This window comes from Natronococcus occultus SP4 (genome assembly GCF_000328685.1).
In the GTDB taxonomy this organism is placed as follows: domain Archaea; phylum Halobacteriota; class Halobacteria; order Halobacteriales; family Natrialbaceae; genus Natronococcus; species Natronococcus occultus.
In genome coordinates, this window is the sequence record NC_019974.1 from 877,323 (window position 1) to 889,716 (window position 12,394).

Below are 12,394 nucleotides of genomic sequence, written 5' to 3' on the forward strand. Positions count from 1 at the left end.
GCGTCGAGTCGAAGACGACCGTTCGATCTCCCGTTACTCGTTGTTGGGGTTGCTCGGGTGGTAGTCGGTGTCGTACTCGCCGGGCTGGTCGTCGACGCGGTCGGGATTGATCCGACCCGACAGCAGCATGAAGTCCACGAGGGTCAGCGCGAGCATCGCCTCGACGACGGGAACGCCCCGCGGCGGGAGGACGGGATCGTGGCGGCCGATAACCTGCTCCTCTTTGAGCTCGCCGGTCTCCCAGTCGGCCGTCTGCTGGCTCTTGGGGATCGAGGTCGGCGCGTGGAGGGTGACCTCGCCGTAGATCGGCTCTCCCGAGCTGATCCCGCCCTGAATGCCGCCGTGGTCGTTCTCGACGGGCGTCGGGTTCCCATCGGAGTCGAACTCCCAGTCGTCGTTTCGCTCCTTGCCCGTCCACTCGCGGGCCTCGCGGCCGAGCCCGAACTCGAAGGCCGTCGTCGCGGGAACGGCCATCATCGCCTGGCCGAGCCGCGCCGACAGCGAGTCGAACCGGGGCGCGCCCAGTCCGACCGGGACGCCCTGCGCCTCGAAGTAGATCGAGCCACCGATGGAGTCGCCCTCCTCCTGGTACTGGGCGATCAGCTCCTGCATCTGCTCGGCGGTTTCGGGGTGGGCACAGCGGACGTCGTTTTCCTCGCTGTGCGCTTTGATCTCCTCGAAGCTCACCTCGGGCGCCTCGATATCGCCGATCTGGTTTACGTGAGCCTTGAGCTCGATCCCCTCCTGCTCGAGGAGTTTCTTCGCGATGGCGCCCGCGGCGACCCAGTTGACCGTCTCCCGGGCCGAGGAGCGGCCGCCGCCACCCCAGTTGCGGGTGCCGAACTTCGCGGAGTAGGTGAAGTCGCCGTGGCTCGGCCGAGGTGCGGTGATGAAGGGTTCGTACTTGCCCGAGCGGGCGTCCTTGTTCTGGATCACCATTCCGATCGGCGTCCCCGTAGTGTAGCCGTCCTGGATCCCCGACTTGATCGAGACGTCGTCGGGCTCGCCCCGAGAGGTCGTGATCATCGACTGGCCCGGCTTGCGTCGATCGAGGTCGGCCTGGATATCCTCCTCCGAGAGCTCGAGGCCAGCGGGACAGCCCGAGACGGTACAGCCCATCGCCTCCCCGTGGCTCTCGCCGAACGTGGTCACCTGGAAGAGGCGACCGAAGCGGTTGCCGTTCATTGCCACTCTCTCGGTAGCGCGCGTACTTATGGGTGCAGGATTGGCGCAAGTTCGATCGGGCCGATCGCTCGAGCGACGTCCTCGATCCGGTTCGCCGACGCGAGGACGCGATCGCCGACTCCCGTCGTTCGCTGGCAGCTGCAAATAGTTTCATACTTCTTGAGTGTATCGTCTTCGTATGGGTGGGACGTTACGAGATATGGGTGACCGGACGACGCCTGCCGAGTGTGCCGCGATCGAGAGTCGACTACCAGCGTCCGTACGAACGGGGTCCGATCGTGACCGCGAACACGTCTACTGGCACGTGGTGCTCTCGCTCAGGCGGTGGATAAACGGAACCGAGGACGTCTCCGAGGCGACCGTCGAGCGACAGCTTCGGCGCTCGATACGGCGCGACCTGCGGCGGCTGGGACATCCGTCGGCGGCCGGCTCGATCACGCGGCCGAAGGAAACCGACTACTGCGACGTCGTCGTCGACGAACGGATCGGTCTCAAGGTCGTGCACAACCTGACCAGCCGATCCAGAGAGTGGATGCACAAACAGCTCCGTTCGCTACTCCGGGAGTATGACTACCTGATCCTGTACGGACACGGGATCTCGCCGGAGACGATCGACGTCTGGCGGCAGTTGAAACGAACGCTCACCAGAGCGGCAAGCGACGAGCGACGGTTCCACGCGATCGGGACGATCCGCTGGGGAAAGCATCGGACGGCGACCGAGCCAGCCGTTTCGCGGGCGCGTCGCTGGTCGGTCGCTCTCGGGCCAGTCACGGTCGTCGGCGCCGTGACCGCCACCTTCGCCGCAGCCGGGACCGTGGGGGCGGAAGCGCCGATAGCGGTGGTCGTCCTCGGGTCGGCCGCCACGGCGGTGTTCGTGGCACTGCTCGCGAGCCGTTTCGTGGATCGGTCGTCGTGAGCCGATGTCGGCACCGCGTGCGTGCCATCGAGTTTCGGCAGGCGTTCCGATCGAGAAGGGGTCGCCTACGACAGGGATCGAACCGAGGACGTTATGGGGACCGCTCTCGCCGTCCCGAGCCGATCGAGAACGGGTGCGATCTCGACGGGCCGATAGGCGCAGCGTACGCCGACGGTTCCCGTTGCGAGCGGTTCCGAACCGATAGATAGGCAGCGTATACTCAACTCGTCGAACGCGATACGCTCGCTCATGCACAGACGAACGGTGCTACTTGGAACGGGCGTTGTGAGCTCGGCCGTCCTCGCGGGCTGTGCCACCGAGGACGAAGCCGACGAGACCGGAGCCGACGACGCGGACGACGACGCCACAGCTCCCGACGAGAACGGCGACGACAACGGCGTCGACGACGAGGACGCGACGGACGACGAAGGCGAGGACGACGCGGACGACGAGGAGCCCGAAACCGACGCGGACGGCGACCTCGAGGAGCGCATCGAGGACGAGCCGCCGATGGAGGGGCTCGCGGTCACGGACCACGAGCTCGTCGAGGACGACCTCTCGGCGACCGTCGAGGGGATCGTGGCCAACGAGACCGGCGAGGACCTCGGACCCGTCGAGGTTGGCGCGGTCTTCTACGACGCGGACGGCGAGGTGGTCGACGAGTCGGTGACCAGCACCTCCGAGCTGGAGGACGGCGAGGAGTGGGCGTTCGGAATCATGAGCGTCGCGGACGACGTCACCGGCTACGCGGTCGACGTCGTGGCCGCCGAGCCGATCGAGCGCTCGCCGATCTGAGACCCATCAGTCGGCGAGGTAGTATCGATTGTAAATCGCCAGCAGTCCGACGAAGACGGCGACGAACGCGGGCACCGCCACGGCGTAGGCGAGGACGCCTTCGAGCCCGCTGCGGCCGACGATTGTCGTCGTCGCCAGCCCGGTAAGCAAAACGGCAGCGACCAGATACAGGAAGTTCCCCAGGTACGGCGGGTCCTCGCCCGCTCCGGGTGCGCTCATGCGCCAACCAGGCGAAAGCGACGGCATATGTTTTCCCCCCGCTATCGGCCCGCGCGCAGCGCGTCGAGCCGCGCCGCGGCCAGCGGCACCAGCATCTCCTGGTCCGTGAGTCCGCCGTGCATCCCGATCGAGTCCATCTCCGCCCACCAGAGTCCGCGGTTCCGGTGGACCGCGATCAGCTCGCCACAACGCCGTTCGAACAGCGCGGACGGCTCGCCGGGGCCGAACAGCCCGCACTCGAGGGCCTCCTCGCGGGTGAACGTCCGTCCGTCGAGGTTCGCCTCGACGATCCCGCGGGCGTCCTCGAGACGGTCGGGACGGACGTGAAAGTGGACGTTGCGGGGGCTGCCCGTCGGTAGGCGCGGATCGCCGTCCGCGCCGCGGCGAAACGTCTCGCGCAGCGACGGCCACGCCTCCCAGTCGGTCATCACGACGTTCTCATCTGGGGCGGTGTCGACGATTCCGTGATCCGCGGTCACCACGAGCAGCGTCCGTTCCGCGAGCTCGGGATCGAGCCGCTTGATCAGTTCGTGTTGCAGGCGCTCAAGGACGGCCGCGAGGTTCTGTCGGTAGCGCTCGGTGCCGGTTCCCTCGGCGTGGGAGATCGCGTCGATCGTCGGCTCGTAGGCGTAGACGTAGGCCGGATCGGCCGACACCTCGAGGGCACGCCGGATCGACAGCGCGAGGTCGGTCGCGGTGTCGTACCCGACCCGGGTGGCGCCCGCGGTCGTCGCGCGGGTGTACCCCGACTCGACGAACTCGGCGGGCTGGATCGCGTACGTGTCGATCCCCGCCCGCTCGGCCCGCTCGTAGATCGACCGCCCGGTACACAGCTCGGTCGCCGACGACGACGGCGAGACGTCCGCGAGGGGATCGCCTTCGAGGGTTCGAAAGGGGAGCGTCTCGACGATCCGCCCGGCCGACTCGAGGTACTGGAACCAGCCCAGCAGACCGTGTTCGACGGGTACGGAGCCGGTGCTTACCGTCGTCAACGCCGCAGCGGTCTCCGAGGGGTAGATCGTCGTCAGCGGCGCCACCGTCCCGGCGTCCTCGAGCCGGCGAAGGAACGGGTGGGCTCCGCGGTGGCGCTTCCAGTGCTCGTAGCCGAACCCGTCCAGCAGGAAGACGACGACGTTGTCGACATCGGTCGCGACGTCCCCGAGGACGTCCTCGGGTAGCCGTCGCTCGAATCCGTCGGCGAGGAGGGAGAGGGCCGTCTCGGGGACGTTCGCGACGCAGTATTCATCGTAGTCGGGGACGACGACGCCGTCCTCGGCGGTGCGCTCGCGGAGTCGCGACTCCAGGGACGCGCGCATACCGGTTCCGACGCCCCCGTGTGAGATAGTACCACCGCCTGGTCGCGCCGACGCCGGTAGGGGTGTGTTACTCAATGCCAAGGACTATACTCGTTCCGCGCGATGACATCCCGTATGCGCGCACCCGAGCGGCCGACGTTCGAAAGCGAGGCGAGCAAGACGATCTACCAGTACGTCGAGCGACACGGGACGGCGGCGCGACACCGGATCCGGGAGATGACGTCGCTGTCGCCCGAGGAGTTCCGGTCGGAGCTCGAGGGGTTGGAGTCCAAGGGCTACCTGGAGGAAAGCGGCGGGACGGTTCGGCTCGCGCTCGACGTCGGCTCGGTCGAGGAGTACGAGACCGACGCGGAGACGTACCTCATCCGTCCCGGGCGGAACCGGGACTTCGACGGGCTCGTGGAGACGATCCGCGAAGTGACCTCGAAGGAGTCGTACGTCGTCGCCGAGAGCGTCGCCGAACAGCTGCTCTACGAGGACGCCGTCACCCGCCACAACACCGTCGAGTCGCGGGTGTTTTTCGTCGCCACGATCGACGACGAGGTCGCGGGCTGGGTCCACCTCGATCTCCCGCAGGTCGAGAAGCTCCGCGAGACGGCCCAGCTCACCGTCGGCGTCCGGCCCGACCACCGCAGGCGCGGCGTCGGCGACGCCCTGCTCACCCGCGGGGTCGACTGGGCGGAGGCGAACGGCTACCGGAAGGTGTACAACAGCGTTCCGGCGACCAACGACGAGGCGCTGGCCTTTCTCGAGGGTCACGGCTGGAACACCGAGGGGATCCGCCGAAACCACTACACGATCGACGGCGAGTTCATCGACGAGGTGTTGATGGCCTACACGTTCTGAGCGCGCTCGATCGTCCGAACCCGGCGAGCCGCGCTCAGTCGTCGCGCTCGAGGGCAACGCCCAGCTCCTCGAGGACGTCGAAGAATGTCGGGAACGAGACGTCGACGTGTTCGGCCCCTGCGATCGTCGTCTCGCCGTCGGCGACGAGCCCGGCGAGGGCCAGCGCCATCACGATCCGGTGGTCGCCGCGGCCGTCGACCGCGGCGCCCTCGAGGGTCGACTCGCCGCCGTGAACGGTTAGCGACGCCTGCTCCTCGGTCGTCTCGACGCCCAGCGTGCCGAGCTCCTCGGCCATCGCGCTCACGCGGTCGGTCTCCTTGTAGCGGACGTGCTCGGCGTCGACGATCCGGGTGTCGCCGTCGGCGACCGCCCCCAGCGTCGCGATCGTCGGCAGCAGGTCGGGCGTGTCCTCGACGGAGACCTCGATCCCTTCGAGATCCCCCGCGGCGACGTCGATCGTTCCCGCCTCGCGGTCCCAGTCGACGTCGGCGCCCATCGCCGAGACGATCTCGACGATCGCCGTGTCCCCCTGGGCGCTCGGCCGGGCACCCTCGATCCGGACGCCGTCGTCCCCGGCGATCGCACCCGCCGCGAGCAGGTACGAGATCGAGGAGAAATCGCCGGGAACGCGGTACTCGCCGCCCGCGGGCTCGTAGCGCTGCCCGCCTGCGACGGCGAACCCGCGCTCGGTCTGCTCGGCCGCGACGCCGAAGTCGTCGAGGACCTCGAGGGTGATGTCGACGTACGGCGCCGACTTGAGCTCGGTCTCGAGTTCGATCTCGAGGCCGTCCTCGGTGACCGCGCCGGCCATCAGCAGGGCCGTGATGTACTGCGAGGAGACGTCCCCCGGAATCGAAACCTCGTCGCCCGAGATCGGCCCGGTAACCACGAGCGGGGCCTGGCCGTTGCCGCGGGTGCTTTCGGCCTCGCCGCCCAGGTCTGCGATCGCCTCGAGCAGCGGCCCCTGGGGGCGGCTGCGCAACGATTCGTCGCCCGTGAGAACGGTCGTGCCGTCGGCCAGTGCCGCCGCGGCCGTCACCAGCCGCATCGTCGTCCCGCTGTTCTCGCAGTCGATGACGTCGGCCGGAACGCCCGGCTGGCCGTCGAAGCCCGTAATCTCGAGTGTGTCCTCGTCACGGTCGACGCTCCCGCCGAACAGCGAGACGGCGTGGGCGGTCGCCTCCGTGTCGGCGCTCCAGAGCGCGTCGCGGACGGTCGTCTCCGAGGCGTAGCCGGCCGCGAGGATCGCGCGGTGAGTGTAGCTCTTCGAGGGCGGCGCTCGCGCCCGTCCCGCGACGCGGGACGGGGTGATGGTGACGTCCATACTGGTCCTGGGTAGGGGCGCCCTATCACGGTACCGATGGTGGCCGTATTGCAGCCGCGCGTCTCCGAGCGATCGGACGGTCCCTGGAGAGCTCGAGACGACGACCGTACTGGCGACGTCGGCGCGCGAAATATCGTCGCGGTACTCGAAAGGCACCGAGACGCGGCCCGTCCCCTCGTCGTCGGTCAGCGCCGTCGGCCGGAGGATCGTCGCGTCCAGCGAGGGAGTCGTCGGCACAGCACCTGGCCACCCGGTAGGGGCGGATCGCCTCGGGATCGGCCAGCGGTTCGCTGGCCCGGGAGGCCCTGCACATCACGGCGTCGTCAAAAGACGCTGCGGTCGGCGAACCCCGGGCGAACGGGTTCGAGTGAGCGGGCCCCCGTCGTCGAGGCGCGCCGCAGACGCGGCGTGGTCACTCGCTCGCCGTTCCGGCCACGGCGTCGCCCTCGAGGACGTCGTCGAGCCTCTCGACTTGCTTCTCGACGACGACGTCCTCGAGAACGAGGACGTCCAGCCCCATCCCGTAGAAGTCCTTGATCGCCTCGGTCGGCGTGTTGACGATCGGTTCGGCGTGGTCGTTGAAGGAGGTGTTCAGGAGGACGGGGACGCCCGTGATGGACTCGAACTCGGAGAGCAGCCGGTGGTAGCGGGGGTGTTGGTCCTCGCGGACGGTCTGGGGTCGGGTCGAGTCGTCGGCGGGGTGAAGCACCGCCTCGAGCTCGTCGACCTTCTCCGGGCGGACGTCGAAGGTGTCGATCATGAAGGGTGCGGGCTGGCCGTCGATCAGGTACTCCTCGGCGGCGTCCTCGAGCATCGAGGGGGCGAAGGGGCGCCACTCCTCGCGGTGTTTGACGTACCTGTTGACCCGATCCCTCGACGCTTCCGTCCGGGGGTCGGCGAGGATGCTCCGGGCGCCGAGCGCCCGCGGCCCCATCTCCATGCGCCCCTGGAACCAGCCCACGAGGGCGCCGTCGGCGAGCCGCTCGGCGACGTAGGCTTCGAGGTCGTCGGGTTTCCCGTACCGGATCTTGTTGGTCTCGAGCAGCGACTCGATCTCGTCCGTTTCGTACTCGGGGCCGAGGTAGACCGTCGTCTGGGGCTCGACGGCGTCGGGACGGCGATCGAGCCAGCCGGCGCCGAGCGCGAGTCCGGCGTCGTGGGCCACCGGCTGGATGAACGTGTCGTCGACGGCCTCCAGCTCCCGCACGTGCTTGTTGAGCTTGCAGTTCAGGGCGACGCCGCCGGCCAGCGCGACGTCGTTCGAACGGCAGGCGCCCAGGTAGGCCTCAACGATCTCACAGACCGTCTCTTCGAGGAGCTTCTGGGCGGTGTGGGCGAGATCTTTCTCCCACTGGTCGAACTGGCCGGGACTGTCGTTGCGCGGCCGGGCGAACGCGTCCTCGAGCTTCTCGACGCCGTATCCCGTTCCCCAGCGCTTCGTCAGCGGCGTGACGTCGTAGTCGACGCCGGTGTCGATCAGCTCCCGCAGGGTGTGTTCGATCTCGGGGCGGCGCTCGCCGTAGGGCGCGAGCCCCATCACCTTCCCCTCGCCGTTGAACATCCGGTAACCCAGGTACTCCGTGATGATCGCGAAAAAGAGCCCGAGACTGTTGGGGTGCTCGTAGGTTCGGACCCGCGCCAGCCCGTCGGGGGTTCCCCGCCAGATCACCGTCGAATCGTACTCGCCTTTCGCGTCGATGGTCAGGATCAACGCGTCGTCGAACCCCGAGGGGTGGAACGCGCTCGCCGCATGACAGCGGTGGTGGGAGCGACAGTCGACGGGCGGCACCGGTGTCCCGATCGACTCGAGGCGGGTCTCGACCTGCCGGGTCGGGAAAAAGCGGCTCCGGATCTCGTCGACGACGGTCTCCTCGAGGGCCGACACTTTCCTGGCGATCCCGGGGGCGCTGACCGCGTCGCTGACGTAGTGGCGTCGGATTCGGGAGCGAAGCTGGGGATCGTAGGGGAGCAAAATGCGATCGAGATCGGGGAGCTCGAGGTCGCGATACTCGAGACAGGCGCGGATCGCACGCTCCGGAAACGTGTCGACGGCGTGTTTGTCCCGCGTCAGCCGCTCCTCCTCGATGCCAAACACCGGTCGACCGTTTTCGAAGAGGACGGCGCTTGGATCGTGCTGACCGTACAGTCCGATCGCGGGTTTGCAGGCGAGAATATACGAACTCATTAGCGGGGACTCGTTCACTTACTCCGTGAAGAGGGGTCAAAACGTTCCCGAAAAGTATCTCGTTTATCGGAACCGGGGCGGTCTGCGAGGGGATCTGGCCGGGCTCTCGATCTCCTCGGCTGGACTCGTCCAGGTCGTCCTCATCTCCGCGGGAACGGTACCGATTCCGTTCTCGGTGCGGTCGCACCTCCGGTCCCGACCGGTTGCAACCCACGCAATTATGTGCGGGGGTTCCCCAACCACCCGACATGGAAACCGATCTCGATCCCTTGCGGTCCGTCCTCGAGGACGAGGGTCACGACGGCTACCTCATCAGTGACGACGACTCCGACTCCGACCAGCGGTACGTCTCCGGGTTCACGGCGCCCGACGCCTATCAGACGCTCGTAACCGCGGCCGGCGAGGTCCACCTGCTCGTCTCGGGCCTAGAGTACGGCCGGGCGCAGAAGGAGGCCGACGCCGACTCCGTGAGCCGACGGGCCGCCTACGACTATCAGGAGCTGGTGGCCGAACACGGCTCCTACGAGGGCACCCTGCGAACGATCGCCGCGTTCCTCGCCGACCACGGTGTCGACTCGATCGCCGTCCCGCGAAACTTCCCGACGGGGACCGCCGACGGGCTCCGGGAGCTCGGTCTCGAGGTCGCGGTCGAGAGCGAGGACGTGGTCGAGGAGATCAGGTCCCGGAAGACCCCCTGGGAGACGAACCAGATCAGCGCGACCCAGTCGGCCAACGAGGCCGCGATGGCCGCCGCCGAACGGCTCATCGCCACCGCCGAGATCGAGGACGGCGCGCTCGTTTTCGACGGCGAGGAGCTGACCAGCGCGCGCGTCAAAGAGGAGATCGAGATCACGCTGCTTCGCCACGGCTGTGGGCTCGACGAGACGATCGTCGCCTGCGGCGCCGATGGCGCCGACCCGCACAACCGCGGCAGCGGCACCCTGGAGGCCGGGAAACCGATCGTGATCGACATCTTCCCGCGGGACAAGGGGACCGGCTACTTCGGCGACATGACCCGCACCTTCGTCCGCGGCGAGCCGACCGCGGAGGCGAAACGTCGCTACGAGGTCACTCGCGAGGCGTTCGAGACTGCCCTGGAGACCATCGAGGCCGGCGTCACGGGCGCGGCGGTCCACGACGCGGTCTGTGACGTGATCGAGGACGCCGGCTACGAGACGCTGCGAAGCGATCCGAGCGCCGACATTGGCTTCATCCACAGCACCGGTCACGGCGTCGGGCTCGACCTCCACGAGCAGCCGAGCCTCTCGCCGACGGGCGAGGAGCTCGAGCCGGGCCACGTCGTCACCGTCGAGCCGGGGCTCTACGACCCCGAGGTCGGCGGAATCCGTATCGAGGATCTCGTCGTCGTCACCGAGGACGGCTACGAGAACCTGACCGAGTATCCGGTCGCGTTCGAACCCCGGGCGAACTGAGGAACTCGCGCCGCCACGAAAATTCAGGTATGTTTACCCAGAAAGTATTTATTATTCGTATATCTATGAAAAGATAGCCGGGATCGATCACCCCCCACAACCGCGTCCGGATCGCTGGTACGCCGTCCCGGCTGAACCACCCCCTCTTCCCCCTTTCTCAACCGTCAGCACCGACAGTCAGCGGCGATCCGCTCGCCGACCTCGAGACCGCTTCGCAGTGCCGCGTGGATCCGTCCCTCGCCGACGGTCCAGTCACCGACACAGTACAGCCCCGTGGACTCGGCTCGCACCAGCGGTTCGCTCGGCGCGCCGTCTTCGGGAATCGCATAGCGCCACCCCTGGTGGTCGGTCCAGTCGGGTTCGGTGAGACGGTCGTCCTCGAGCAGTCCGGCAGTCACGGCGGCGAGTTCGGCGAGATTGCGCTCCGGATCGCGACCGTCGTTGGCGACCGACCACTCGTGGTTGGCCTGGACGATCAGTAGCGACTCCCCGTCGGGGACGTGGCCCGGTTTGCACTCCTCGCGGCTGATCCAGCCCACCGCGTGGTCCTTGTCGGTGTTGACGAGCGCGTAGTAGGGCCGATCGAGTTCGAACGGATAGTGGTAGACCCCGGTCCAGACCCGACGGTAGGAGACGTCTTCGAGCGTCGCCACCAGCGAACCGCGCCACCCCGCGTCCCACGAACTCGCCTCGAGTATCGCGGCCGTCTGAGGCGCCGGCGGGTTCAACACGACGACGTCGTACGGTCCCCACGGGTTGCCCGCGGCGTCCTCGAGGGTCCACGTTCCCGCTTTGTCGTCCCGCACCAGGCGCTCGACGCGGGTCTCCCGGTGGATCGTCGCGTCGGTGCGAGCGAACAGCCGCTTCGCGAGCTGGGTGAGTCCTCGCTCGTAGCTCCACTTGTGGTCGTCGGCGTCCCGACCCGGTTTGATCTCGCCGTCGCGGTCGAACGTCCAGACGGGGTCGGTGACGTCGACGAGCCCGCCGGTCGGGAGCTGCTCCGTTACCAGCTCGACGATTCGCTCGTCGGCGGCCTTCAGATAGTTCGCGCCGTAGTCGTAGACGAGGCCGTCCCGCCGTCGCGTCGCGGCTCGCCCACAGAGCCCGCCCGACTTCTCGAGTACCGTCACCGACGTCTCGGCGGTCGCGTCCTCGAGGGCGAACGCCGCGGCGGCCGCGCCGGCGCCGGCGCCGACGATTCCGATCCGTTCCATACGCGGCGTTCGAGGTCAGTCCTGAAGTACCCTCCCGCAGCCGGCGCGGATTGCCGGCTCGTCGCCGAACCGTTTCCTGCCGGGTTCCGCCAGCGGGTAGCAACGCAGCGATTGCGCTACTGACGCCCGTCGCTCGCAGGCCGGCGTGCATCGGACGGACGATCGCGACGCGCCGCGAGCCGTCCCCCGACGTACCCGCCGAGCGCGCCGAGGACGCCGGCGAAGGCCACGACGAACAGCGCCGACAGGAGCAGGGTCGCGCCGACGACGACGGCTTCCCCGGTCTGGCCGACCGTCAGCAGTCCCGAGAGCACGCCGCCCGCGACGAAGACGAGCATCGCCAGCACCGGTATCGCCGGGAGCAACCCCGCGAGCGTGCCGACGCTGACGGTCCGATCGGACTCGGCGCGCTCGAGGTAGCCCGCCAGCGCGCCCCCGAACGCCGGCGAGAACGGCAGGAACGACAGCGCGACGGTGACGACGGCGCCGAGGACGGCGTAGGTTCCGTACGAGCTCGCGGGTTCGCCCGCCTCGCTCCGACGGCGGGTGCGTCGTCTCGCGACGAGGTAGCCGACGGCGGCCAGCACCGTTCCGACGCCGACGAGCGCGAGCCCCGTTCCGGTCCAGGAGACGACGGCGTCGGCCACCGCGAGTGCCTCGGCGTCGGTTAGCTCGGTCGTGCCGACCGTCACCGTCACCGCCTCGTCCTCGATCCCCGCGGCGAGCGCGTCACGATCGACGAAGACGAGGACGGCGCTTCCGGCGACGAGCGCGAGCGTGCCGACCAGCGCGACGATAACGGCGAGAATCCAGTCGACGAACGCCGGCAGCGGTCGGTCGGCGGTCGAACGACCCTCCCGATCCACCCCTTCGGTCGGTGTCGATCCCATACGGATAGTATGCGGTGTGGTACCTTATATCTGGGTCCGGCGAGGAACGCGGCGCGAACGCGGTTTCGGCC

Annotated in this window: 11 protein-coding genes; 4 read left to right on the plus strand and 7 right to left on the minus strand. The window is 68.3% G+C overall.

From position 1 onward, the window contains the following. Positions 1-33: 33 nt before the first annotated feature. Positions 34-1,185, minus strand: a complete 1,152-nt coding sequence (gene aroC, locus NATOC_RS04360; RefSeq protein WP_015320210.1) for a chorismate synthase — start codon at positions 1,183-1,185, stop codon at positions 34-36. Positions 1,186-1,363: 178 nt separating this feature from the next. Between aroC and NATOC_RS04365 the strand changes: the two genes are divergently transcribed. Together NATOC_RS04365 and NATOC_RS04375 are read left to right on the plus strand one after the other, a co-directional pair. Further along, positions 1,364-2,101, plus strand: coding sequence for a hypothetical protein (locus tag NATOC_RS04365; protein WP_015320211.1), 738 nt, complete (start codon positions 1,364-1,366; stop codon positions 2,099-2,101). 249 nt (positions 2,102-2,350) lie between these two features. Beyond that, a complete protein-coding gene (locus NATOC_RS04375) occupies positions 2,351-2,896 on the plus strand; it encodes an FxLYD domain-containing protein (protein WP_015320212.1) in 546 nt (181 codons plus the stop codon). A 6-nt stretch (positions 2,897-2,902) separates the two neighbouring features. On the opposite strand, the gene NATOC_RS04380 is transcribed toward NATOC_RS04375, so the two are convergent. Further along, positions 2,903-3,115, minus strand: coding sequence for a hypothetical protein (locus NATOC_RS04380; RefSeq protein ID WP_015320213.1), 213 nt, complete (start codon positions 3,113-3,115; stop codon positions 2,903-2,905). A 41-nt stretch (positions 3,116-3,156) separates the two neighbouring features. Continuing rightward, positions 3,157-4,431 carry an alkaline phosphatase family protein gene (locus NATOC_RS04385; protein ID WP_015320214.1) on the minus strand — a complete coding sequence of 425 codons (1,275 nt, stop codon included), beginning with the start codon at positions 4,429-4,431 and terminating at the stop codon, positions 3,157-3,159. 114 nt (positions 4,432-4,545) lie between these two features. Here NATOC_RS04385 and NATOC_RS04390 point away from each other — a divergent pair, with 114 nt between their 5' ends. Beyond that, positions 4,546-5,277 (plus strand): GNAT family N-acetyltransferase, encoded by a 732-nt coding sequence (locus tag NATOC_RS04390; RefSeq protein WP_015320215.1) that lies wholly within the window; start codon positions 4,546-4,548, stop codon positions 5,275-5,277. A gap of 34 nt (positions 5,278-5,311) precedes the next feature. On the opposite strand, the gene aroA is transcribed toward NATOC_RS04390, so the two are convergent. Further along, positions 5,312-6,601 carry a 3-phosphoshikimate 1-carboxyvinyltransferase gene (aroA, locus tag NATOC_RS04395; protein ID WP_015320216.1) on the minus strand — a complete coding sequence of 430 codons (1,290 nt, stop codon included), beginning with the start codon at positions 6,599-6,601 and terminating at the stop codon, positions 5,312-5,314. Between the two features lie 412 nt (positions 6,602-7,013). Then, a complete protein-coding gene (locus tag NATOC_RS04400; protein WP_015320217.1) occupies positions 7,014-8,786 on the minus strand; it encodes a carbamoyltransferase family protein in 1,773 nt (590 codons plus the stop codon). 248 nt (positions 8,787-9,034) lie between these two features. Between NATOC_RS04400 and NATOC_RS04405 the strand changes: the two genes are divergently transcribed. Beyond that, positions 9,035-10,219, plus strand: a complete 1,185-nt coding sequence (locus tag NATOC_RS04405; protein WP_015320218.1) for a M24 family metallopeptidase — start codon at positions 9,035-9,037, stop codon at positions 10,217-10,219. Between the two features lie 164 nt (positions 10,220-10,383). On the opposite strand, the gene NATOC_RS04410 is transcribed toward NATOC_RS04405, so the two are convergent. Together NATOC_RS04410 and NATOC_RS04415 are read right to left on the minus strand one after the other, a co-directional pair. Continuing rightward, positions 10,384-11,433: an NAD(P)/FAD-dependent oxidoreductase gene (locus NATOC_RS04410; protein WP_015320219.1), complete on the minus strand. Its 1,050-nt coding sequence runs from the start codon at positions 11,431-11,433 to the stop codon at positions 10,384-10,386. 116 nt (positions 11,434-11,549) lie between these two features. Then, on the minus strand, positions 11,550-12,323 hold the full coding sequence (locus NATOC_RS04415) for a DUF5518 domain-containing protein (RefSeq protein ID WP_015320220.1): 774 nt from the start codon (positions 12,321-12,323) through the stop codon (positions 11,550-11,552). Positions 12,324-12,394 lie beyond the last annotated feature (71 nt).